This window comes from Inquilinus ginsengisoli (genome assembly GCF_050434925.1).
Taxonomy (GTDB): Bacteria; Pseudomonadota; Alphaproteobacteria; order DSM-16000; family Inquilinaceae; genus Inquilinus; species Inquilinus ginsengisoli_B.
In genome coordinates this window covers 7,674,469-7,698,070 of record NZ_JBNDJK010000001.1, presented here as the reverse complement: position 1 = coordinate 7,698,070, position 23,602 = coordinate 7,674,469, and the positions used below count along the sequence as shown (strand labels likewise).

The 23,602-nt window shown below is 70.0% G+C and carries 21 protein-coding genes; 5 read left to right on the top strand and 16 right to left on the bottom strand.

All coding sequences use genetic code 11. The features are described 5' to 3' along the window. Window positions 1–52 precede the first annotated feature (52 nt). Entirely contained in the window at window positions 53–1,063 is a 1,011-nt protein-coding gene (locus QFZ27_RS36030) for a chemotaxis protein CheB (protein ID WP_429231554.1), read from the top strand. 9 nt (window positions 1,064–1,072) lie between these two features. On the opposite strand, the gene QFZ27_RS36025 is transcribed toward QFZ27_RS36030, so the two are convergent. From QFZ27_RS36025 to QFZ27_RS36000, 6 genes are read right to left on the bottom strand one after another with little or no spacing between them, the layout of a single operon-like run. Beyond that, a complete protein-coding gene (locus QFZ27_RS36025) occupies window positions 1,073–2,098 on the bottom strand; it encodes a Gfo/Idh/MocA family protein (RefSeq protein ID WP_429231552.1) in 1,026 nt (341 codons plus the stop codon). 1 nt (window position 2,099) lies between these two features. After that, entirely contained in the window at window positions 2,100–3,167 is a 1,068-nt protein-coding gene (locus QFZ27_RS36020; protein WP_429231550.1) for an ABC transporter permease, read from the bottom strand. Then, window positions 3,164–4,705 carry a sugar ABC transporter ATP-binding protein gene (locus tag QFZ27_RS36015; protein ID WP_429231548.1) on the bottom strand — a complete coding sequence of 514 codons (1,542 nt, stop codon included), beginning with the start codon at window positions 4,703–4,705 and terminating at the stop codon, window positions 3,164–3,166. The genes QFZ27_RS36020 and QFZ27_RS36015 overlap by 4 nt, the downstream gene beginning before the upstream one ends. After that, window positions 4,702–5,355, bottom strand: coding sequence for a DUF2291 family protein (locus QFZ27_RS36010; protein ID WP_429231546.1), 654 nt, complete (start codon window positions 5,353–5,355; stop codon window positions 4,702–4,704). The genes QFZ27_RS36015 and QFZ27_RS36010 overlap by 4 nt, the downstream gene beginning before the upstream one ends. A 26-nt stretch (window positions 5,356–5,381) precedes the next feature. After that, window positions 5,382–6,320 (bottom strand): D-ribose ABC transporter substrate-binding protein, encoded by a 939-nt coding sequence (locus QFZ27_RS36005; RefSeq protein WP_429231544.1) that lies wholly within the window; start codon window positions 6,318–6,320, stop codon window positions 5,382–5,384. 60 nt (window positions 6,321–6,380) lie between these two features. After that, window positions 6,381–7,208 (bottom strand): phosphogluconate dehydrogenase C-terminal domain-containing protein, encoded by an 828-nt coding sequence (locus QFZ27_RS36000; RefSeq protein ID WP_429231542.1) that lies wholly within the window; start codon window positions 7,206–7,208, stop codon window positions 6,381–6,383. A gap of 102 nt (window positions 7,209–7,310) precedes the next feature. Between QFZ27_RS36000 and QFZ27_RS35995 the strand changes: the two genes are divergently transcribed. After that, the gene (locus tag QFZ27_RS35995) at window positions 7,311–8,555 is read left to right on the top strand and encodes a ribulose-bisphosphate carboxylase large subunit family protein (RefSeq protein ID WP_429231540.1); all 1,245 of its coding nucleotides are present in this window, start codon (window positions 7,311–7,313) and stop codon (window positions 8,553–8,555) included. A 274-nt stretch (window positions 8,556–8,829) separates the two neighbouring features. Next, window positions 8,830–10,185, top strand: a complete 1,356-nt coding sequence (locus QFZ27_RS35990) for a four-carbon acid sugar kinase family protein (protein WP_429231539.1) — start codon at window positions 8,830–8,832, stop codon at window positions 10,183–10,185. On the opposite strand, the gene QFZ27_RS35985 is transcribed toward QFZ27_RS35990, so the two are convergent. The 9 genes from QFZ27_RS35985 to QFZ27_RS35945 form a co-directional block, all read right to left on the bottom strand. After that, window positions 10,166–11,974: a glycoside hydrolase family 36 protein gene (locus QFZ27_RS35985; RefSeq protein WP_429231537.1), complete on the bottom strand. Its 1,809-nt coding sequence runs from the start codon at window positions 11,972–11,974 to the stop codon at window positions 10,166–10,168. The two genes, QFZ27_RS35990 and QFZ27_RS35985, sit on opposite strands and share 20 nt — an antisense overlap. Further along, complete coding sequence (locus QFZ27_RS35980; RefSeq protein WP_429231535.1) at window positions 11,974–12,960, bottom strand: Gfo/Idh/MocA family protein; 987 nt, start codon at window positions 12,958–12,960, stop codon at window positions 11,974–11,976. The genes QFZ27_RS35985 and QFZ27_RS35980 overlap by 1 nt, the downstream gene beginning before the upstream one ends. Beyond that, window positions 12,957–14,000, bottom strand: coding sequence for a zinc-binding dehydrogenase (locus tag QFZ27_RS35975; protein ID WP_429231533.1), 1,044 nt, complete (start codon window positions 13,998–14,000; stop codon window positions 12,957–12,959). Before QFZ27_RS35975 ends, QFZ27_RS35980 begins: the two co-directional genes overlap by 4 nt. Window positions 14,001–14,002: 2 nt before the next feature. Continuing rightward, entirely contained in the window at window positions 14,003–15,286 is a 1,284-nt protein-coding gene (locus QFZ27_RS35970) for an amylo-alpha-1,6-glucosidase (RefSeq protein ID WP_429231531.1), read from the bottom strand. 37 nt (window positions 15,287–15,323) lie between these two features. Beyond that, window positions 15,324–16,364 carry an ABC transporter ATP-binding protein gene (locus QFZ27_RS35965; protein WP_429231529.1) on the bottom strand — a complete coding sequence of 347 codons (1,041 nt, stop codon included), beginning with the start codon at window positions 16,362–16,364 and terminating at the stop codon, window positions 15,324–15,326. Window positions 16,365–16,391: 27 nt separating this feature from the next. After that, window positions 16,392–17,240, bottom strand: coding sequence for a carbohydrate ABC transporter permease (locus tag QFZ27_RS35960; RefSeq protein ID WP_429231527.1), 849 nt, complete (start codon window positions 17,238–17,240; stop codon window positions 16,392–16,394). After that, entirely contained in the window at window positions 17,237–18,082 is an 846-nt protein-coding gene (locus QFZ27_RS35955; RefSeq protein WP_429231525.1) for a carbohydrate ABC transporter permease, read from the bottom strand. The genes QFZ27_RS35960 and QFZ27_RS35955 overlap by 4 nt, the downstream gene beginning before the upstream one ends. 221 nt (window positions 18,083–18,303) lie before the next feature. Beyond that, on the bottom strand, window positions 18,304–19,578 hold the full coding sequence (locus QFZ27_RS35950; protein ID WP_429231523.1) for an ABC transporter substrate-binding protein: 1,275 nt from the start codon (window positions 19,576–19,578) through the stop codon (window positions 18,304–18,306). 64 nt (window positions 19,579–19,642) lie between these two features. Further along, window positions 19,643–20,704 carry a LacI family DNA-binding transcriptional regulator gene (locus tag QFZ27_RS35945; protein ID WP_429231521.1) on the bottom strand — a complete coding sequence of 354 codons (1,062 nt, stop codon included), beginning with the start codon at window positions 20,702–20,704 and terminating at the stop codon, window positions 19,643–19,645. A 204-nt stretch (window positions 20,705–20,908) separates the two neighbouring features. On the opposite strand from QFZ27_RS35945, the gene QFZ27_RS35940 reads away from it, so the two are divergent. Next, a complete protein-coding gene (locus QFZ27_RS35940) occupies window positions 20,909–22,060 on the top strand; it encodes an ISAs1 family transposase (protein WP_429231519.1) in 1,152 nt (383 codons plus the stop codon). 163 nt (window positions 22,061–22,223) lie between these two features. Then, entirely contained in the window at window positions 22,224–22,523 is a 300-nt protein-coding gene (locus tag QFZ27_RS35935; RefSeq protein ID WP_429231517.1) for a hypothetical protein, read from the top strand. Between the two features lie 337 nt (window positions 22,524–22,860). Here the strand turns inward: QFZ27_RS35935 and QFZ27_RS35930 are convergent, their stop codons facing one another. Continuing rightward, window positions 22,861–23,478, bottom strand: a complete 618-nt coding sequence (locus QFZ27_RS35930; protein ID WP_429231515.1) for a glutathione S-transferase family protein — start codon at window positions 23,476–23,478, stop codon at window positions 22,861–22,863. Window positions 23,479–23,602: the final 124 nt, after the last annotated feature.

Here is a 23,602-nt window from a genome sequence, read left to right as displayed (position 1 = left end):
CCGCCTCCGCTGCGGTTGTCCAGACAGCGAGCGTGGTGCCGGAAGGTAAGGCATGCCTCATCATGACATCGTGGCGATCGGCGCATCGGCCGGCGGCCTGTCCGCGCTGAAGCGCGTCGTCTCCGGGTTGCCGGCCGGGCTGGATGCCGCGGTGCTCGTGGTGCAGCACATGAAGGGCGACCAGCACAGTGAATTGCCCGCCATCCTGGAACGCGCCGGACCCTTGCCGGCTGGTTTCGCCGAGGATGGCAGGCCGGCAGCGCGGGGCCGGATTCATGTCGCCCCGCCGAACCACCACCTGCTGCTGCAGGGCGACACGCTGCGCCTCAACCGCGGTGCCTGGGAAAATGGCGTCCGGCCATCGGTCGACACCCTGTTTCGCAGCGTCGCCGTGTGCTGCGGTTCGCGCGGCATCGGGGTGTTGCTGACGGGATATCTCGATGACGGCAGTGCGGGTCTGCGCGCGCTGCGGCGCTGCGGCGCCCTCACCGTGGTCCAGGACCCGGCCGACGCCGAATACCCGGACATGCCGCGCAACGCCCTGGAGATGACGGAGGTCGACCATCAGGTCGCGCTCGACGCCCTGCCGGCGCTGCTGGCCAATCTGGTCGCGACCCCCGCAGGCCCGCCGCAGCCGGTGCCGCCGGAGGTCCAGCTGGAGGCGGACATCATGGCCAAGGGATACGAAGATGACATGAGCCTACTCGACCGGCTCGGCGACCGCTCGGTCTTCACCTGCCCCGACTGCGGCGGCGTGATCTGGGAGCTGCAGGACGGTGACGCCCTGCGCTATCGCTGCCATATCGGCCACTCCTACTCGGCCGCGTCCTTCGGCAGCGCCCTGTCGGGTGAGGTGGTGCGGGCGATGGAGACCGCCCTGCGCACGCTGGAGGAGCGCTGCCGCATGCTCCGTCGCCTCGGCCAGCAGTCCGTGCGGCAGGGCCAGTCCAAGGCCGCCCGGCTGTGGTCGGAGCGGGCAGCCGTCTTCGGGCAGCAGGCCGAGGCCATTCGCGCGGCGCTGCTGCGGATCCACGCGACGGAGCAGCCGGACCGGCCGCGATAGACAGGGCGGTCACAGCAGGTCCGCCAGGTCCATCGTCCGCCCGGTCCCGGCGCTGCGATAGGCGGCCTCGACCAGGGCCAGGGTCTTCAGGTTGTCGCGGCCGGAGGTCGCGGGCTCCCGGCCGGTCCGCAGGCAATCCACCCAATGCTGCTGGATCGCCGCCACGCTCTCCTGAATGTTGTGCCAGGGGCGGCTGGCCCAGGGCAGCAGGCGAGGCGAGACGTCGAGCGTCTCGCTGCCGTCGCGGCCGGTGACGACCATGCAGTAGCCCTGGCCCAGCCGGATGGTGCCGGCGCTGCCGTCGACCTCGACCAGCGTTTCCGGGAATGGCTCGACCTGCAGCCGCGTGGCGTAGGAGCAGTCGACCACCGAGGTCACGCCGCCTTCATGGTCCAGCAGTATGGTGGCGACATCCTCGCCGCGGATCGCCGGGTTGACCCGGCGGGTGCGGGCGGTCAGGCGGGTGGCGCCGCCGAACAGGAAGCGGGCGATGTCGAGGCTGTGGATGCCGAGATCCTCGATGATGAAGCGCTCGCCGGTGGCGAGGTAGGGCTGGCCGGAGAACACGTCATAGGCCGAGCGGAACGAGACGCGGCCCCAGAACACCTCGCCGATCCGGCCGGATTCGATGACTTGGCGCACGGCCTGGATCGGCGACTGCCAGCGGAAGTTCTCATGCACCATCAGGGGCACGCCGGCGGCCTCGCAGGCCGCGACCATGGCGCGGGCGTCGTCCAGCGTGGCGGCGAAGGGCTTCTGGCAGATCACCGGCACCCGGTGCCGGGCGGCGAGATCGACCAGCGGCCGGTGGCTCGGCACCGTGGTGGCGATGTCGACGAAGTCCGGCGCCTCGCGCGCCAGCATCTCTCCGGCATCGGCGTAGAGCCGGGCGATACCGAAGTCGCGGCCCGCCGCCTCCAGCCGGGCCGGGTCGCGGTCGCACAGCACCGTGATCTCCGCACCCTCGACATCGCGCCAGGCGTGCAACTGGTTGGCAGCGAAGAAGCCGCAGCCGATCAGGGCGCCGCGCAGCATCTCAGCCCTCCCGCGCCATGCGGCGCAGCACCACGCGCTGCTGCAGCCGGCGCTGCGCCTGGTCGACCACCACCGCGGCGATGATCACCAGCCCCTTGATCACCGTCTGCCAGAACGAGCTGACGCCCATCATCACCAGGCCGTCCGACAGGATGCCGATGACGAAGGCGCCGATGATGGTGCCGCCGATCGTGCCGCGGCCGCCGGACATCGAGGTGCCGCCCAGCACCGCCGCGGCGATGGCGTTCAGCTCGAAGGTCTCGCCCGTCGCCGGGTGCGAGGCCATCAGCTGCGAGGAGATGATCAGCCCGACCAGCGCGGCGCAGAAGCCGGAGAACATGTAGACGAACAGCTTCACCCGGTTGACCCGGACGCCCGAGAGACCCGATGCGCGCTCATTGCCGCCGACCGCGAAGATGTGCCGGCCCAGCGGCGTGCGCGCGGCCAGATAGGCGGCCCCGGCGGCGACCAGGATCAGCAGCCAGATGCTCACCGGCAGGCCCAAGAGCGTGCCGGCGCCGAGCGTGGCGAAGCCGGTGGTGCCGTGCTCGGCCTTGCCCGCGAGGTTGGGGAAGGTGCTGCCGTCGGACAGCAGCATCGCCGCACCACGGGCGACGTAGAGCGTGCCCAGCGTGGCGATGAAGGGCGCCACCTTCAGCCGGGTGATCAAGAGGCCGTTGATCGCGCCGATCGCCACCCCGAGGGCCAGGGTGATCAGCATGATCTCCGGCACGTTGAAGTACAGCGTATAGCCGAAGCCGAGGGCCGACAGGTCGATGCCGTTCAGGATCAGCCCGCCCGCCACCATGCCGCACAGCCCGACGATCGACCCGACCGACAGGTCGATACCGCCGGTGATGATGACGAAGGTCATGCCGATCGCCAGGAAGGCGTTCAGCGCCACATGCTTCGACATCAGGATCAGGTTGGCGGTGCTGAGGAAGTTCGGCGCGATGGCGGAGAACACGATCAGCACCGCGAACAGCGCGATGAAGGTGCGCAGCTTCATCAGATGCAGGGCGATGGCGTCGCCGCTCCAGCCCTCGGCCGCCTTGTCCACTGCCATCATGCGTGCGCCTCCCTCAAGACTTGGTCCGGCCCGTGCCCGGCGGCCGAGGCCGCGACGATCCGGTCTCCGGTCGCCGTGGCGCGGTCGAAGGTCTCGACCAGCCGGCCGTTGCTCATCACCGCGATGCGGTCCGACAGCGCCATCACCTCCTCGAGATCCGAGGTGGCGAACAGGATGCCGAGGCCCTGGGCGGCGAGGTCGCGCATCACCCGGAAGATCTCGGCCTTGGCGCCGACATCGATGCCGCGGCTGGGCTCGTCCATCAGCAGCACGCGGGGGTTGGTCATCAGCGCCTTGCCGATCACCACCTTCTGCTGGTTGCCGCCGCTCAGCGTGCTGACCTCGATGCCCGGATCCGACACCTTGATCGCCAGCTCGCGGATCGAGCGCCGCGCCGCCTCGTTCTCCGCCCCTCGCCGCAGATGGAAGCCGCGCAGAAACCGGCGCAGGCTGGACAGGGTGAGGTTCTCGGCCACCGACAGGATCGGCACCAGCCCGTCGCGCTGCCGGTCCTCCGGGATGATGGCGAGGCCGCGGCGGATCCGCCCGGTCACGTCGCGCGCCGTCACCCGCTCGCCCTCGAGATAGATCGCGCCGCGGGCATAGGGGTGGCGGCCCATGATGCAGTCGAACAGCTCGGTCCGCCCGGCGCCCATCAGCCCGTACAGGCCGAGGATCTCGCCCGCCCGCAGCGACAGCGAGACATGGTCGACGGCATAGCCGCCGGTGGCGCGCGGCAGGCAGATCGCCTCGGCCCGGAACACCTCCGGCCCCGGCGGCCGGTCGCCTGGCGCCGCGAAATCCTTCATGGCGGAGCCGACCATCTGACGCACGATCCAGGGCACGTCGATCTGCCCCATCCGCTCATGGCCGGTAATCCGGCCGTCGCGCAGCACGGTGATGAAGTCGCCGATCCGCACCAGCTCCTCCAGCCGGTGCGAGATGTAGACGATGGCGACTTGCTGCGCCTTCAGCTCGGCGATCACCCGGAACAGGATCTCGACCTCGGCTGCGCTGAGGGCCGAGGTCGGCTCGTCCATGATCAGGATGCGGGCATCCTGCGCCAGCGCCTTGGCGATCTCGACGATCTGCTGCTGGCCGATGCCCAGGTCGCCGACCTCGGCGCGCGGGTCGATGTCGTGCTCCAGCCGCCGCAGCAGCTCCGCCGCCCGGCGGTTCTGGCCGCGATGGTCGATGCCGCGCAGCCCGCCGGTCAGCTCGCGGGCCATGAAGATGTTCTCCGCCACCGACAGGTTGGCGCACAGGTTCAGCTCCTGGAACACGATGCCGATGCCGTGCCGCACCGCGTCCTTGGGGCTGTGCAGCACCGCCGGCCGGCCATCGACCAGGATGCGGCCCTCGGTCGGCTGCTCGACCCCGGCGATGATCTTCATCAGCGTCGACTTGCCGGCGCCGTTCTCGCCGACCAGGACATTGACCGCGCCGCGATGCACGGTGAAGTCGACGCCCTTGAGCGCCACCGTGCCGGGATAGACCTTGGCCACCCCCTCGACCTGGAGGGCAGGGGCCTCGGTCACGGCGCCGCCCCCAGGCTCAGCTCGGCCGGGGTGACCAGCGGCTTCGCCTTCGGGTCGTCCAGGGTGAAGACGCCCAGCAGCTTTACCGTCCGCCCCACCAGCTTGTCCCGCGGCAGGCCGGCCAGCGTGGCGTTGTAGATGTGCGCGTTCAGCGCCTTGCCGAACTTGGCGTATTCGATCTGGTTGGCGAAGCTGTTGAACGAGAGGAAGTCGATGCTGTCGCGCAGCGGCGTGCCCTTGAACACGGGGCCGATCTGCACGGTCAGGTCGGCGGTGCCGTCGCCGTCGGCATCGACCTCGATGGTCGCCGCCCGGGTGCCGGTGTCGGCCGCCGTGATCCTGCCCTCGACCGCCGCCGCCACGGTCCAGGGCATGCTGTCCACCGCCCGGTAGCCGAAGCGCTTCCCGGCCTCGTCCGGGGCCAGCGCCCGCACCTCGGCGAAGGGCCCGGCCTTGGCCTTGAGGTAGGGCAGCAGCTTCGGCTGCCAGATCTCCTCGACCGTCTTCTCCGGGTCGAAGGCCGGGTTGTCGAAGGAGGTCGCGACGCTGCCCGCCGCCGAGGCCACCTGCGGCGGCTCGTTCTTGACGAGCTTGCAGGCGGCCAGCGGCAGGCCGGCGGCCAGGATCGCGATCACCAGGCGTCGGGCCATCTCGGATCTCCGGACTCGGCCGTCCGTCACTTCATCGCGAAGGATTCCAGCTTGCCGGCGTTGTCTGGCGTGATCAGCAGGCAGTCCATCAGCTGCTTCTCGGGCTGGCCGGTCTTGCCGGTCTTCAGGTACTGGTCGGCCTGCTCGACCGCCAGCTCGGCCTGGCGGTAGGCCGGCTGCAGCACGGTGGCCTTGATCCCGCCCTGCCGGATCGAATCCCGCACGTCGTTGCTGCCGTCGAAGCCGACCAGGATCACGTCGGTGCGGCCGGCGGCGGTCAGCGCCGCCCAGGCGCCCATCGCCATGGTGTCGTTGCCGGAGATCACGCCCTTGATGTCGGGATGGGCCTGCAGGATCGACTCCATCTTCGCGAATGCCTCGGTCTGGCTCCAATTGGCCGACTGGCGGGCGACCATCTTCAGGTCGGGATAGTCGTCGATGACGTCGTGATAGCCCTGCGAGCGGATGCCGGCATTGGTGTCGGCCTCGCGCCCGACCAGCTCGGCATAGTTGCCCTTCTCGCCCATCAGCTTGACGAACTCCTGCGCGCCCAGCTGGGCGCCCTGGTAGTTGTTCGACACGATCTGCGCCACGGCGACGCCGGTGACGTTGATCTCGCGGTCGATCAGGAAGGACGGGATGCCGGCATCCTTCGCCTTCTGCACCGCCGCCACCGTGGCGTCGGCCCCGGCATTGTCCAGGATGATCGCCTTGGCGCCGCGGGCGATGGCGGTGTCGATCCGCTCCATCTGCTTGTTGGCGTCGTCGTCATGGACCAGGACGATGGTGTCGTAGCCCAGCGCTTCGGCTCGCTTCTGGGCACCCTCGGCCTCCGCCTTGAAGAACGGGTTGTCGTGCGACGGGGTGATGACGGCGACCAGGTCCTTCGCCTGGGCGGCGACGCCGAAGCCGAGGGCCAGGGTGCCGGCGATGCCGGCCGCGAGAAGCGCCTTGGTGAAACGCATATGATCCTCCCTGTGGATGTCGTTGGTTTCGCCTGGTTCGGGCCTGCGGCCCGCCGGATCTCAGGTGATGCGCTGGATGCTGGCCGCGATCTCGTCCGGCTCGAACACCCGCTTCCAATCCGGCCGCATCAGCACCGGCTTGCCGAACTCGATCGCCTTGTTGCAGGCGTCGGAGAACACGCCCTCGCGCTCGTCGAAGATGACCGAGGCCAGCACGTTCAGATGGCCCAGCAGGAAGTCGCGGGCCGCGTCGTATGCCACGCCGCGTGCCACCACCTCGTCCATCGCCTCGCGCATCACCACCAGCAGGGTGGCGCAGACGGTCTCGGACAGGCCGGGCTCCAGCAATGCCATCTGCTCGACCGAGACCCGGTGCGAGCGCATCACCGGCGCCCAGATCACCTTGGCGACCTCCTCGCCCAGGGCATAGGCCTCCTCCGGCCCCTGCATCAGGGCGGAGACGATGTGCTGCTTGGCCGCGATGCCGCCGAAATAGTCGGTCTTGGCGGCCATCTCGGTCTCGTCGTTGAAGATCGGCGGATGGCAGGGGTGGGTGACGAAATAGGTCAGGTCGCTGCGATCCGGCAGGTGCCCGGCGAAGGGCGCGGCGGCGTCCAGCGCGATCACCATGGTGCCGGGACGGAGCTGCTTCTCGATCCCGGCGGCGACCTTGCCGATCAGCGTGTCGGGCACGGCCAGGATGACGACCTCGGCGCCGTCCAGCGCCGTATCGGCCGGGACGCAGTCGACGCCGAGCCTGGCCTTCAGCTGGGCCCGGCCGGCCTCGCCGACCTCGACATGGCGCACATCGAAGCGCGACCCCTTCAGGTTGCTGGACAGCCGGAAGCCCATCTTGCCGCCAGCCCCGAACAACGCGATCGACGTCATGGGCGCTCTCTCTTGTCAGTTCCTTGCCGAGACGAGTATGACAACTGGTATGATGAGTCAATCAGCATGATTTGACCATCGGCTGAAGGGGGAGGGCAGGGGATGGAGCGCATCGAGGCCGACTACCTGATCGAGACGGCCTATGACCCGCGGGCGGCGGCCGAGGCGATGGCGGGCGAGCAGTCCTCCGGCACCTTCGTGGCGGTGCCGGGCGAGACGCCGGCCCTGAAGGAGCGGTCGGCGGCGCGGGTCGAGCGGCTGGAGGTTGTCGGCGACGCTCCGGCGCCGTCGCTGCCCGGCGCGGGCGGCAAGGGACCCATCATCCGGGCGCGGATAACCCTGTCCTGGCCGCTGGCCAATCTCGGCCCGTCGCTGCCGAACCTGATGGCCACGGTGGCCGGCAACCTGTTCGAGCTGAAGCAGTTCTCCGGCCTGAAGCTGCTCGATATCCGCTTGCCGCCGGCCTTCGCCGCGGCCTATGCCGGGCCGCGCTTCGGCATCGCCGGCACGCGGCGCCTGGCGGGGGTCGAGGGCCGGCCGCTGATCGGCACCATCGTCAAGCCCAGCGTCGGGCTGGGGCCGGAGGAGACGGCGGAGCTGGTGCGCACTTTGGCTGAGGCCGACATCGACTTCATCAAGGACGACGAGCTGCAGGCCGACGGCCCGGCCTGTCCGTTCGAGGACCGCGCCCGGGCCGTGATGCGGGTGATCAACGACGTCGCCGAGCGCAAGGGCCGCAAGGTGATGTTCGCCTTCAACCTGACCGGCGACCTGGACGAGATGCGGCGCCGGCACGATCTGGTGCAGGCGCTGGGCGGCACCTGCGTCATGGCCAGCGTCAACTCGGTCGGCCTCGCCGGCATGATCGCGCTCGGCCGCCACAGCGTGCTGCCGATCCACGCCCATCGCAACGGCTGGGGATACCTGTCGCGCCACCCGCTGCTCGGCTTCAGCTTCACCGCCTGGCACAAGATTTGGCGGCTGGCCGGGGCCGACCACATCCATGTCAACGGCCTGGCCAACAAGTTCTCTGAGGATGACGACAGCGTCATCGCCTCGGCCCGGGCCTGCCTGAACCCGCTGTTCCCGGACAAGCCGTGCCCGATCATGCCGGTCTTCTCCTCCGGCCAGACGGTGCGGCAGGCGCCGGGCACCTGGCAGGCGCTGGGCTCGACCGACCTGATCTTCGCCGCCGGCGGCGGCATCATGGCCCATCCCGCCGGACCCGCGGCCGGCGTCGCCGCCCTGCGCGACGCCTGGGAAGCCGCGGTCGGCGGCGTGTCGCTGACGGATCACGCCCGCACCCGCCCGGCCCTGGCCCAGGCGCTGGAGGCGTATAAGGGATGAGAGATCTTCTCGTACTGGCCTTTGCCTATTTTAGTCCCCCCTCCCCTTGCGGGAGGGGGGCAGGGGGAGGGGTCTGCGCGCGTCCGCGCGCGAATGCGCCTTCGATGCGCCTCAAAGCCCAGTCGGCTTTCCCGTGCCTTGATCTGAGCCCATCCGAGAGAACCCCCTCCCCCTACCCCCCTCCCGCGAGGGGAGGGGGGACTCGTTTGCATTCCGTAGAGGTCCGTTGCCGCCTTTCGCTATGCGTGCACCCGACGGAGCAGGGACCCCTCCCATGACCTCTCTCCCCGCCGGCCCGCTCGTCTCCTGGTACGGCGACGACTTCACCGGCGCCGCCGCGGTGATGGAGGTGCTGACCTTCGGCGGCGTGCCCTCGGTGCTGTTCCTCGACGTCCCGACGCCACAGCGTCTCGCCGCCTTCGCCGGCTATCGCGGCATCGGCATCGCCGGGGTGGCGCGATCGAAGGATCCGACCTGGATGGAGCGGCACCTGCCGCCGGTCTTCGACACCCTGGCCGGGCTCGGCGCGCCGATCGTGCAGTACAAGATCTGCTCGACCCTCGATTCCGCGCCGCAGGTCGGGTCGATCGGCAAGGCCGTCGACCTCGCTTTGCCGCGGCTCGGCGGCGCTTGGCACCCCTTCGTGGTCGCGGCGCCGGCGATCGGGCGTTGGCAGTGCTTCGGCAATCTCTTCGCCGCCTTCAATGGCGCGGTGCACCGCCTCGACCGGCACCCGACGATGAGCCGCCATCCGGTGACGCCGATGCATGAGGCCGATGTCCGGCGGCACCTGGCGCCGCAGACCGACCGGGCGATCGGCCTCGTCGACCTCACCGATCTCCGCTCCAGCCAAGGTGAGACAGCACTCCAACGGGAAATCGCCGCGGGCGCCGATATCGTCGCCTTCGACGTGGCGGACGATACCGACCTCGCCGCGGTCGGCGGCCTGATCTGGCGGAACCGCGGCGAGCGGCTGTTCGCGATCGGCTCGCAGGGGCTGGAATATGCGCTGCTGGCCCATTGGCGGCAGGCCGGGCTGATCGAACCGCCCCCGCCGGCGCCGAGCGCCGGGCCGGTCGATCATGTCGCGATCGTCTCCGGCTCCTGCGCGCCGCAGACCGCCGCCCAGATCGACCATGCGCTGGAGCGCGGCTTCCAGCCGATTCCGGTCGACGCCCGCCGCGCCGTCGACGCCGCCGCCTGGGCCGGGGAGATCGGCCGCGCGGTCGAGGCGGCGCTGGCCGCGATCGGCCAGGGGCGGGACCCGCTGCTGTTCACCGCCCGCGGCCCGGACGATCCGGCCGTGACGGCGCTGAACCAGGCGCTCACCGCCTCCGGCGCCGATCCGGGCGTGGTCAACGAACGCATCGGCACCGGCCTCGGCACCGCGTTGAAGCAGGTGCTGCGCCAGGCCAAGCTGAAGCGCGGCATCATCGCCGGCGGCGACACCTCGGGCTACGGCGCCGGCGTTCTCGGCATCCACGCCCTCACGGCATTGGCGCCGACCGTTCCCGGGGCGGCGCTGTTCCAGGCCCATGGCGACGATCTGGCGGACCTACAGATCGCGCTGAAGGGCGGCCAGATGGGCGCGCCGGACTACTTCCTGCGGATCAAGGCCGGCGGCGGATAGACGTCTCGTGCGGCCGCAGCGACACGGCGCCGATCCCCGGCACCGTGCCCTCGAAGGGGTGGTCGCTGGCGTTGAACAGGCTGACCATCTCCCCGCCCGGCCCGCCGCGCACCCGCTGCACGATCAGGTCCGGGTCCGGCCGGCCGATGGCGGCGCCGCCGAGGCGCGGGAATTCGCAGGGCCGCGTCTCGCCGTCCGCCAGCAGCTCGCGCAGCAGCGCCTTGCGCGCGGGCGAAATCTCGCCGAGATGGTCGCTGGTCATCAGCACCCCGCCGGCCAGCCCGGCGAACCGCGCCAGGGATTCGACCTCGAGGTCCGACAGCTCGTGGAAGCGGTCGCGCAGCAGGATGCAGTCGGGGTCGGCCTGCCACAGGATGCCGTTGGCGAAGCTGCGGGTGGTCTGATCGCGCAGCAAGGACTCCGCCGACTGATGGCCGCTCCAGGACACGCCGATGTCGCGGCCGATGCGCACCGCGTCGACCAGCCCCACGGGGGCGAAGATCGGCGAGCCGCAGCCGAGCCATAGCGCGTCGCCGATCTCCTCGCGGATCAGCCGGGCCATCCGCATCCAGATTTCGATCCGGGTCAGCCCGTCCCGGTGCCAGCGGGCCCGGTCCGGGCCGAACTCCGACCCCGCATTCATGAAGTCGGTCTTGAAGTAGCGGCAGCCCCAGTCCCGCGCCCAGGTTCGGAAGACGCCGCGGATATAGGCCTCGGCTTCAGGACGGGTGACATCGAGGACGTAGTATTCCTCGCTGCGCTTGTGCCAGCGGAACTCGCCGTAGAATTTGGAATAGACCAGCGGTTCGTCGCGGTCGCGCTGCTGCACCACCCAGTCGGGATGGTCGCGGTACAGCCGGCTGCGATTGCCGACCAGGAAGGGCGCGATCCACAGCCCGGGCACGAAGCCGGCGGCGGCGATGTCGGCCAGCAGCGGCGCCATGCCGCGCGGGAATTGCGGCTTCACCTCCAGCCAGTCGCCCATCTCCGGCGTGAACCCGTCATCGATCTGGAACACGCGCAACGGCAGCCCCTCGGCCTTCGCCTGCTGCGCGCCCTTGAGATGGTCGAGCAGATTCTCCTCGGTGATGGCGGCGTAGAGGCTGTACCAGGAGCACCAGCCGGTGATGCGCTGCTCGGAGACACGTGGCGGCAGGGGCGAGGCCTCCGCCACCGCCCGAGCCCAGGCACGCAGGCCTTCCTCCACCTCCGCATGCTCGAACAGCGCGAACCATTCGGACACGGCTTGGCCCTCATGCGGGGCGTGGTCCCACAGCGTTTCGAGCACGATGGCGAAGCCGTCCGCCGCCGGCCGATAGCCGAAGCGGTGCTGGAACCGGTCGTGGCGCAGCGCGCCGAGCACCACCCCGCTGTCGCCCTCGCGCGGCAGCAGCTGGGTCATGGCAAATCCGGTCCGCGCCTTCTCGTCGCGATCGAGCCGGTCGGGCGTGACGAAGAAGCTGCCGTCCCAGCTGTGATAGCCGGTGCGCAGGAAGGCCCGGGCCGGCCCGGCCTGGCCGATCGCGATGCCCAGCGCCGACAGCGGCCGGTCGGTCGGCCAGCCCTCAAGCACGAAGCGAATGGCGAAGCCTTGCACGCCGCCGAAGTCGCGGCGCTCTATCTCCAGCCGGAACCGCCCGTCCCCGGCCGGCCATTCCGCAACCCAGCCCCCGGCCTCCTGCCGAATGGCCGGCGCCCCGCCGACCGCCTGCCCGTCGATCACCGGCACGATCTCCGCGAGGCGAAGAGTCGAGCCCTGGAAGGCGATGGCGTCGGCGTCGAACCGCATCAGAACGCCACCTCCCGCCGCTCCTCGGCCGAGCGCAGCGCGGCGAGGGCCAGGTGCAGCGACCGGGCGCCGTCGCGGATCGGGGTGCGGGCCGGGCGGCCGCTGCGGATCGCGTCGACCAGGTCCAGCAGCTGGGCGGCGAAGACGTCGCGGTCGCCGGCGATGCGCTCCGCCGCCGGCTCACCCCCGGTGCGGGTCAGGGTCGCGGTGTTCCAGTCGGTGAAATGGCCGGTCAGCCGCTCCGCCACCAGATGGATCTCCTTCTCCCAGCGGCCCGGCACGGCGCCGTTGGTGGCGTTCAGAAGGGCGACGCGGCCATCGTCATAGCCCAGCAGCATGGCGCTGAGATCGTCGCTGTCGTAGCGCTCGACCCCGTGGTGGAAGAAGGTCGCGGTGCGGGCATAGACCGTCGCCGGGTCGCCCAGGAAATACCGCGCCAGGTCGATCATGTGGATCAGCTGCTCCACCATCTGCCCGCCGGATTTCCCCTTCTCCCGCCACCACGGCGCGTGCAGCGCGTTGCAGTGGAAGCGGGCGGAGTAGAGACCGGGCCGGCCGGTCTCGCCGGCGGCGGCCAGCGCCGACCAGCGCTCCACCGCGGCGCCGAAGCGGCCCATGAAGCCGACCTGGGTCCGGATGCCCGCGGCCTCGGCCGCCGTCACCATGCGGTCGGCATGGTCGCCGTCCAGCGCGATCGGCTTTTCCAGCAGCAGGTGGATGCCGTGCCGCGCGGCGCTCTCGACCTCGTCGGAATGGGCGAAGGGCGGCAGCGCGACGATCAGGATGTCCAACGCCGCCTCATCGAGCATGCGCTCGCGGTCGGTGTAGCCCCGGCCGCCATGCGCGGCGGCGAAGGCGCCGGCCTTATCCGGGTCGCGGCCGCAGCAGGCGACCAGCATCGCCGCCCCCGGATGGGCGGCGATCGCCGCGGCGTGGCGGGCGGCGATGCCGCCTGCGCCGAGGATGCCCACGCGCAGCGGCTTCATGCGTCGTCTCCGAAGGTCAGCACGGTCTGCAGCGCGTCGGGATCGCCGCGGTCCAACCGATCGAACAACGCCGGCGCCTGCCGGAACGGCATCTCTGCCGTGATCAGCGGCAGCAGGTCCAGCAGCCCCTCATGCTGCAGCCTGACCGCCGTCTGCCACAGCCGCGGCTTCGACCAGCGGTAGCTCGCGCCGGGGGCGACGCCGGAGATCTGCGAGCACACCAGCTGCACCCGGTTGTGATGGAACTCCTCGCCCAGATGCAGGCCGCGCGCCTCGCCCTGGAAGAAGCCGAGGGCGATCACCCGGGCCGAATAGGCCACCGCCCGGATCGCCTCGGCCAGCGCCGCCGGAACGCCCGACACCTCGATTGCCACATCCGCACCGCGCCCGCCGGTCTTCTCCTTCACGATCTCGGCGACCGACCCCGCGGCAGGGTCCAGCGCCTCCGCCGCCCCGAGCCGCAGCGCCGTCTCGCGCCGCGACGCCACCGGGTCGACCGCGATCACCTGCGCGCCGGAGGCCCGCGCCGCCTGCGCCACGATCTGCCCGGGCACGCCGAGCCCGAACACCACGACGACATCGCCGATCCGGATCTCCGCGTCATGCACTCCGTTCAGCGCGACCGCGCCGATATGCGAGAAGATGCCGATCCGCGGGTCGGCGCCCTCCGGCAGCACCCGCACCGCCTCCCGCGCCGCGACATGGTGGGTGCGGTGCCCCCAGGTGCCGTAGACGTGCTGTCCGGGCCTGAGATCGGCGACGCCGCTGCCGATCTCGACGATCTCGCCCGCCTCCTCATAGCCGAGGTTGCGCACCGGATAGTCCCAGCTCGGCGCATCGCCGGCGCGGAACAGCCGGCTGGCCTCGTCCCAGCGCTTGGCCATGAACGGGCTGGTGCCGCGGTATTGCGACAGCTCGGTGCCGGCGCTGACGCCGGAATACAGCGTCCGGATCCGCACCTCCTCCGGCCCGAGCGGCGGGTGCTCGAAGGTCTCGAAATCCAGCGCGCGCGGGCCGCGCAGCAGCAGGGCGGTCGGCATGGTCAGGCGGCCGCCCGCTTGCGCACCAGCTCGGCGACCATCGCCGCGGTCCAGGTGAAGTTGCCGCCGCCCAGCCCCTCGCCGGTGACCGGGTCGTAGTATTCGGCGAAGCCGCCCTCGATCAGCTTCAGGCTGTCCTGGTGCACGGTGTCGGCCGCCTCGGTCAGGCCGCAGCGGAGCAAGCCGTCGGCGACCAGGTAGTTGACGATCAGCCACACCGGCCCGCGCCAGTAGCGCTTGGGCTCGAAGCGGGGATCGGCCGGGTCGTGGCTGGCGATGCCGAAGCGGGTCGCGCCGCGCCACTCGGCGATGCGGGCGGCCAGCGCCCGCTGCCGCTCCGGCGTGCCCAGCCCCGCGAACAGCGGCAGCAGCCCGCCGACGCTGCGGCTCTCGACCAGCTCGCCGGTCACGCGGTCGAGGCACAGATACTGGCCGTGCTCTTCGCTCCACAGCCGCTCGAAGGCGGCGCGCGCCTTCGCCACCCGGGCCCGCGCGGCGGTCGCAAGCCCGGTCATCCCGAGCGCCTCGCCGAGTGCGGCAATATCCTCGTCCGAGCGGATCAGGATGGCGTTGAAGCCGGGGTCGACCACCCGGAAGGGCGAGGCGTCGTGCAGCTTCGCATTGTCCCAGCCGAGCCCACGGAAGCGCTGCACCAGCCACAGATAGCGGTCGTACTCCGCCTTGTGCGGGCGCTGGGCGGCGTCGACATGGCTGGTGTCGCGGCGCTGGTACGGCTCGACCCCGTCGGTCGGCACCCGCGTCAGGGCGGCGTCCCAGTCGCAGGAATTGTCGCGACCGGATTCCCACGGGTGCAGCAGGGCGACCAGGCCGGTGCCCTCCGGGTCGCGGGCGGCGTAGAACCAGCGGTGCCAGGCATCCGCGGCCCCGATCAGCACCCGCGCTTTGGCCTCGGCCAGCACCGTGTCCTTCGCCTCCTCGTACAGGCGCCGCAGCACGAAGCCCAGCACCGGCGGCTGGGTGATGCCGGAGGTCGGAACCGGCCGGCCGGTCCGCCACACATCCGGGCCCGGGAAATAGCCGTCATCGTCAACGTGGAAGATGATGTGCGGGATCATCCCGTCCGGCCATTGATGCTCGGCCAGGGTCTCGATCTCGGTCCAGGCCCGGGCTTCGTCGATATGGCGCTGGCCCAGCGCGGTCAGGCAGGAATCCCAGTTCCACTGGAACGGGTACAGCCCCTTGGTCGGGACGGTGTAGGTGCCGCGGTCGTTCTCGGACAGAACGGTCGCCGCCCGTTCGAATGCGGTGCTGTCGTCGAAGGTCACAACGGGGCTCCGGTGAGGCTCAAAGAGGGATGGGTTGTCATTGCAAAGCGAGGCCGGTCTCGGCGTCGAACCAGCGGCCGCGGCCGGGCTTCGGCCGCAGGCTGATCGCCTGGCCGGGCTCGACCGCGTGCTCGTTGTCGACCACGGCGCGGAACAGGTGGCCGGCGACATCGACGGTCAGCAGCTTGTGCGGCCCCAGCGGCTCGACCACCCGGATGGCGCCGGGCAGGCCGTCGCCGCGGATCTCGACATCCTCGGGGCGGATGCCGAACTCGATCCGGCCGGACGCGGCCTTCGGCGGCTCCAGCGTCAGCCCGGCCACCTTCAGTCCGGCGCCATTCGGCTCGGCCGGCAAAAAATTCATCGGCGGGTTGCCGATGAAGCTGCCGACGAAGCGCGTCGCCGGGTCGGCATAGACCTCGGTCGCCCGCGCCGCCTGGACGATGCGGCCCTGGTTCATCACCGCGATCCGGTCGGCCAGGCTCATCGCCTCGACCTGATCGTGGGTGACGTAGATGGTCGTCGTCCTGCTCTCCTGCAGCACGCCCTTCAGCTCGGCCCGCATCTCCAGCCGCAGCAGCGCGTCCAGGTTGGACAGCGGCTCGTCCATCAGCAGCACCGCGGGCTCGACCGCCAGCGCCCGGGCCACGGCGACGCGCTGGCGCTGCCCGCCCGACAGCTGGCCGGAATAGCGCTGCAGCAGCTGGTCGATATGCATCATGCCGGCGGCGCGCCTGACCTTCCGGTCGACATCGGCCTCCGGCACCTTCTTCATGCGCAGGCCGAAGGCGATGTTCTCGAACACCGTCATGTGCGGGAACACGGCGTAGTTCTGGAACACCATGGCGATGCCGCGGTCGCGCGGCGCCAGCCCGTCGACCCGCCGGCCGCCGATCCGCACCTCGCCGCTCGTTGCCGTCTCCAGCCCGGCGACGATGCGCAGCAGCGTGGTCTTTCCGCAGCCCGACGCGCCGAGCAGCACCAGGAACTCCTGGTCGCGGATGGTGAGGTCGATCGTGTGCAGCGCGGTGTAGCTGCCGAACCGCTTCTCGACGCCCTTGATGTCGATGTCTGCCATGTCGGGATCCTCGTTGGAAACGGCCTCTTACCTGTTCGCTATGCCCCACAGGGAGAACAGGTACTTGCGGATCAGGAAGAGGAAGATCAGCGCCGGCACCACCAGCACCAGCGCCCCGGCGAATTTCAGCGGCAGGGGCGAAACGTCCAGGCTGGTCAGCAGGAAGGCGGTCAGGGTCTGGTTCTGCACGGTCAGCACCGAGGCCGCGAACACCTCGTTCCAGGAGGTGACGAAGGCGAAGACGCCGGAGGCCGCGATGCCCGGCAGGGCCAGCGGCACGACGATCTTCAGGAACGCCTGGACCCGGGTGCAGCCCAGCGTCCAGGCCGCCTCCTCCAGCTCCACCGGGATGCTGGTGAACAGCGAGAAGGTGATCAGGATGGCGAAGGGCAGGGCCAGCACGGTGTGCACCAGGGCGAGGCCCCAGATGGTGTCGTCCAGCCCGGTGCGGATGTAGAAGATCGCCAGCGGCAGGGCCAGCAGCGGCAGCGGGAAGGCCCGGGTCATCAGCACCAGCAGGCGGAAGCTGCCCTTGCCGCGGAAGCGGAACCGCGCCAGGGCATAGCCGGCCGGGGCGCCGATGCCGATCGACAGGATCATGGTCAGCCCGGCGACCAGGATCGAGTTCAGCAGCGCCCGGGCGACGCCGGCGTAGTTCCAGAAGAAGGACAGGCTGTCGACATCGAAGGTCGGGACGAAGGCCTTGGGCCAGCCGGTCACCGCCTCGCGTGAGTTGAAGGCGTTCACGGCCAGCAGGTACAGCGGCACCAGCACCCACAGGCACAAGAGGATCGTCGATATCCGGATGCCCCAGCGGCTCGGCGCGGCCTCCTGGCTGGCCGGGACGGCGAGGGTGTCGGGCGTGACGGCGGTCATCGGGTTTCCTTCCTCTCGCCCAGCGCCCACAGGAAGACCAAGGTGAAGCCGATCGAGATGCCGAGGATGACCATGGCGTAGGCCGAGGCCCCGGCGCGGTCCTGCAGCGCGAACTGCCAGTTGAAGGTCTCGCCCATCAGGATCGGCAGGTTGTTGCCGGCCAGCACCAGGACGATGGCGAACACCTCGAAGGCCAGGATGGTGCGCAGGATCAGCGCGGTCTGCAGGCTGGGCCGCAGCAGCGGCAGGGTGATCCGGACGAAGCGCTTCCACGGGCTGGCGCCGAACACCTCCGCCGCCTCGTAGTATTCCTTCGGGATCAGCGACATGCCGGCGACCAGGATCACCAGCACGATGGCGGTGGCGCGCCACAGCTCGGCGATGATGATGGCGGCGAACAGCGCCACGATGCTCTGGTAGCTCAGCAGCAGCTTCGGCCCGGGGATCAGCCCGACATAGTAAAGGACACTATTCAGGAAGCCGTTCTGCTCGAGGATGGCCAGCCAGATCAGCCCGGCCGCGAGGTCGGAGATGCCGAGCGGGATGGTGAAGATGTACAGCGCCACGTCGCGGCCGCGCTTCAGCGCCATCACCAGGCTGGCCATGGCCAGCGCCAGGGCGATCTGCAGCGGCACCAGGATCAGCGTCAGCACGAAGGTGTTGCGCACCGAAGGCCAGAACTTCCAGTCGCGCGCGATCGACTGGAAGTTGCCGAAGGACAGGTGGCCGTACTGGGTGAAGGCCTCCACCGCCACCTGCCCGAACGGCACCAGGAAGAAGCCGAGCAGGAACACGGTGGCCGGGGCCAGCAGGATATAGGGCAGCAACCGGGCGTCGCTCATGGCGGGCTCCGTCGGTCAGGCGCGGTGGGGTGGGCAGAACAGGTCGCGAGAGCAGATTGCCTCTCCCGCTTTCGAGGCCGTGTGGAAATGCGCTGGCGTGAGTCGGCTGGTGGTGGTTTCGAGAACCGGCGCGCAGCGGACGTTAAAGTCCGTGAGCACCGGAAGCAGAGAAACCGCCATCAGACGGCCGCGCCAGTAGCGTTTACGCATGGCCTCGGCGCTCACTGCACCTTGCACGGGCCTTCCCCCACCGGATCCGGGGCCCAGCACGGCGCGCCCTTCTCGTCGAAGATCGCCTGCAGGCTCTGCGCCTGCTCGTCCAGCACCTCGCGCACGTCCTGGCCGGACAGCACGATGCGCTGGAAGGTGTCGCTGAACACCTTGTTGTAGCGGCCGCCGGCGTCGCCCAGCCCCATCGGCAGCAGCACCGGCAGGGAATCCTTGGCCGCGCTCTGCGCCGCCACCACCGGCTGCAGCATCTTGATGCTGACCGGCACGTCGTCCGGCAGCTTGACCTCGACCACCGGGAAGAAGCCGGTCGCCTTCATCATCGCGACCTGGTTCTCGGGCTTCTCCATATGCGCGACCAGGGCCTTGGCGTCCTCCGGCGAATTGCTGGTCTTGGGGATGCCGATGCCGGTCAGCACCGGCATATGGCCGCGCCCGGCCGGCCCGGCCGGCACCGGGAAGACCACGAACTCGTCCGGCTTCTGGTTCAGCGCGTCCTTCAGCCGGGCGACATGGTCCCAGGCCACCCAGACCTCGCCGGTCAGCAGCGGCTCCTGCATGAAGGCGTAGCCGGTCGAGGCCGGGGTGACCGAGGTGGTCCAGAAGTCGCGGAACGATGTCCACATCGCCTCGGCCTCGGGCGACTTGAACTTCACCACGGGCGACCCGGTGTAGGACGGGTACAGATAGCCCTGGAAGAAGCGGTGCATCAGCCCCTTCGGCCCGGCCGGGAAGCCGATCTTCGGGGATCCCGCGGCCTCGGCCATCGCCTTGCCCCAGGCGGCCAGCTGGTCATAGGTCAGGGCATTGATGTCGGCGCCCTGCGGCAGGTATTGCAGCGCCTGCTTGTTGGCGGCCATGACATAGGTCGCCTGCATCCAGGGCAGGTATTTCTGCTCGGCCGTGCCGAGCTTGCCGAGGTCGAGATAGGGCTTGGTGATGGCGCCGTCGGGCACGATGCCGGCCAGGTCGACCAGCCCGTCCGGGATGCTGGCGAACTCGCCATGCAGCCCGCCGATCACGGTGACGGCGCCCGACCCGGCCTTCAGCTCGGCCTGGATGCGGGTCATGAACGGTCCCGGCTCCTGCGCCGAATAGGTCACCGGCTTGCCGAAGCCGGCCAGCACGCTCTCGCGCATCGCCTGCGATTCCTCGACCGGCGTGGCCTGGGTCGACCAGAAAAGGATCTCCTGGGCGCCGGCGGCGCCGGCCAGGCCGAGGCCGATCAGGCCGGCGGCAAAAGCGGCGGCTGTGGTCCGGATGGTCATTCCTGTCCTCCCTCTTGTCTGCGGCCGGCATCGATGGTGCCGGTCCAATTCGCGCCGGCCCTGGTCACCCGGGGCGGGCGCGTTTCCGTGGCTTCGGGGCCGGGCCGTGGCTGGCCCGGTCGACGAATTTCACCTCGGCGAGGCGCGGCTGCACGCCGTCGAATCCTTTCTCGATCACATCCACCACCATGCCGGCGATGACCGCGGCGCTGCGCTCGATGTCCTGGTCGAAGGTCGACAGCGGCGGCCGGGCATAGGCGGCGATCGGCACGTCGTCGAAGCCGACCACCGACAGGTCGCCCGGGATGCGCAAACCCGCCTCCTGCGCCGCCTCCATCACCGCCAGCGCCAGCCGGTCGGTCATGCCGATGATGGCGGTCGGGCGCGGCGTCAGGGCGAACAGGCGCTGCGCCGCGGCGATGGCGGCGGCCCGGTCGGCGACCGGCACCGCCGGCAGCCGCTCCGGCGCCAGGCGGATGCCGTGCCCGGCCAGGGCGCCCTCGAAGCCGCGGCGCCGGAACTCGGCATAGCTGTAGGGCTCGCTCGGCCCCAGCAGCGCGAATTCGCGGTGGCCCAGCGCATGCAGCCGGTCGACCAGCCCGGCGAAGGCGGCCTCGCCGTCGGTGTCGAACCAGGGATAGGCCGGCGGCGGGGCCAGCAGCCGGCCATGGGCGACGAAGGGGAAGCGCCGTTCGATCAGATAGCGCACCCGCGGGTCGTCGTGGGTGACGCGGTTGATCACCACGGCATCGATATGGCCGCCATCGACCACGTGCCTCAGCACCGTCAGGTCGTCCTGGCCGCGCGGCACGGCAGCCAGGAACAGGTCACGGCCGCGCCCGGCCAGCCCGTCGGCGACACCGGAAAGGAACTGGCCCAGGAAGTCGTCCATGAAGCTGGGGGCGCTGATCGGCAGCAGCACGCCGACGATGTTGGTGCGGCCGGAGACCAGCATCCGGCCGATCCGGCTGGCGACATAGCCATGGGTGCGGGCAGCCTCCTCGACCCGGCGGCGGGTCTCGGCGCTGACATCGGAATAGCCGGCGAGGGCGCGCGACACCGTGGTCGGCGACAGGCCGAGCTTCGACGCCAGCTCCTTCAAGCGGATCTGCCGCTGCGCCGTCACCCCGCAGGCCTCCCTGTCCCGCATTGTCGTCCCAAACGATTTGGATTGCGCACAGGCGTTCTCCAAAACGTTTTGGAAGTGTGGTGCGGATTCGAAATCTGGTCAAGCGGTCGGGTACTGCGGGCAGGGCAGCGAACTCAAGTTACAGGTGACAGGGGGGAGAAAGGGTGAATCGCTGGAGGCGGATGATTCGGAGCCGCCGAGATGAGCGAAGAGCAGGGGAGTGCGTGGCCGAAGTCGCGGCTGCGGGCGTTGTTGGAGCATTTTTCGACGATCGAGGATCCGCGGGACGTGCGTCGGATTCTGCATCCGTTGCCGGAGATCCTGCTGCTGGTGGTGTGCGGGACGCTGGCGGACTGCGACGACTATGAGGGGATCGCGTCGTGGGGCGAGGCTCATCTGCCGTTTCTGCGGCGCTATCTGCCGTATGAGCACGGGGTGCCGGGCGAGCGCTGGCTGACGATCCTGATGAACCGGATCAACCCGGCGCTGTTCTCGGCCGCTTTCAGCGACTGGGTGCGCGAGACCTGGCCGGAACGGCCGGAGTTGGTCGCCATCGACGGCAAGACCTCGCGCCGCAGCCATGACCGGGCGGCGGGCGCCGGGCCGCTGCATCTGGTCTCGGCCTTCGCCACCACCCGCCGGCTGGTGCTCGGCCAGGAGGCCGTGCCCGACAAGGCCAACGAGCTGGCCGCGATCCCCGTCCTGCTCGAACGGCTCGGCGCCGAGGACGGGCTGAAAGGCGCCCTGGTCTCGATCGACGCCATCGCCACCAATGCCGACATCGCCACGGCCATCCGAAAGGTCGGCGCCGACTATCTGCTGGCGGTCAAAGCCAACCAGCCGACCCTCAGGGCCGAGATCGAAGCCGGCTTCGCCGCTGCCGAACCTCACAGCCTCGATACCGACATCGATCTCGACAAAGCCCATGGCCGCATCGAGCACCGCCGCGTCGATGTGCTCCGCGAGGTCGACTGGCTCTCCGGCGAGCTCCGCCTGCCCGGCGTCGCCTGCATCCTCCGCGTCCACGCCAAGGTCGAACTGGCCGACCGCTGCCGCCAGGACACCCGATACTTCATCTCCTCCGCCAGCCTCTCCGCCACCCAGGCCGCCGAGGCCGTGCGCGGACACTGGGCCATCGAGAACCGCCTGCACTGGGTCCTCGACGTCACCTTCCGCGAAGACCAGTCCAGGCTCCGCAAGGGACACGGTGCCCAGAACATGGCCGTCGTCCGACACTTCGCTCTCAACCTCCTACGCAACGCCCACGATAAAAAATCTCTCAAACTCCGCCGCAAAATCGCCGCCTGGTCCCCTGAATACCTCAGCTCGCTACTCTCCATGCCAGACCGGTAACTTGGATTCGTAGCCCTGGTACTGCGGGACCCCTCCACCGTCATCGCGAGCCCCGCAGGGGCGTGGCGATCCAGCCTGCCGCCGCCCGAGCCGGGAATTGAGCGGAGTCAGTTAACACATTGTTTTCTTGTATTAATCTGCGATCTTGTTCATGCTATGTTCTATGGACAAGGCGCAGACCGTTTCGGGCGTGGAGAGGCCCGCTTCCACCGGGGAGCGGACTGAGCGGCATCTGCGCCTGCTCGCCCGTCTGGCCGAGATCGGCATGGAGATCGCCGAGAAGACCCGCAGCGATGCGGTCGAGGCGCCCGAGCCCGGGGTCGACTACTGCGCCCGCTTCGCGACGGCCGCCCGCGCGGTGCGGCTGTCGATGCTGTTGGAGGACAAGCTGTCCCGGCAGCGTCCGGCCTGGTCAGTTCGAGGCGTAGCTGGCGCGGAGGACGCGGAGGACGAGAAGGGCTGAGACGAGGACGAGGAGCCTCCGCCGTTCGATCCGCCCGCGCCTCGCCCGGCCGGCACCGGCCGCCGCAAGCCGCCGGACACAGGGTGAGCGCCGGCGAACTCACCCGCGCTTCACCAACCGCCAGCATTCGCGAACGCAGCCTTCCACACTCCCCCTCCCCCTGCGGGAGGGGGTTGGGGGAGGGGCTGCGCGTGTGGTCTAGCCTACTCCCGAAGCCGGCTGAACTCTGGAGAACGATCGCCGGTTCTGGCCGCGCCAAACCCCTCCCCCTGACCCCCTCCCGCAAGGGGAGGGGGAGGACAAAAAGCATCTGGTAACGGATGCGCCGATGGACCCATTACACTGCCAGCCCGGCAAACGGATCGCGCCAGGCGTCGATCCGGTTCAGCCGGTCGTGCCAGCGCATGATGTTGGCGTAGTGCGTCACCGGGATGGCGCCGGCTTCGGCGAAGGGCAGGGCGGTCGCCACCCGGAAATCGGCATAGGTCGGGCGGTCGCCGACCAGCCAGGTGCGATCGGCCAGGATGTCGTTCAGCACCGGGCCGCAGGCGGCCAGATCCTCGGCCGCGTTGTCCAGGGCGGTCTGGTTTGCCGGCCGGGACATGAATTGCGGCCGGATCAGGTTCTCGAAATAGAACACGTCCCCGGCCCGGGTGAAGTGGTGGGTGCCCCAGCTGACCCAACGCAGCATCTCGACCATGCGCTCGTCGGTCGGCCAGAACTCGCCGCCCGCCAGGGTCGACAGGCGATAGGCGATCGCATCCGTCTCCCACAGCGGCGCGCGGCCCTCCTCGGTCAGGATCGGCACCCGGGTGTTCGGGTTGAGTGGCCGGAACTGCTCGCGATAGCGCGGGTTCATCGGGCTGGCGCGCACGAACTCGACCGGCGAGCCGAGATGCTTCGCCACCGCCACGGCGACGCGCGGATTGAGGTTCGGGGAATAATAGAGCTTCACGGCGCTGCCTCCTGAGCGGGTCGCGGGTCGATCGCCTCGCAACCATGGTCGCGCGGGGGCCGGCGGAATCGACAGCGCTGGAGATCGTTTCAGAGTGCGGGTCTCTGCCTCTCATCCTCCCCTT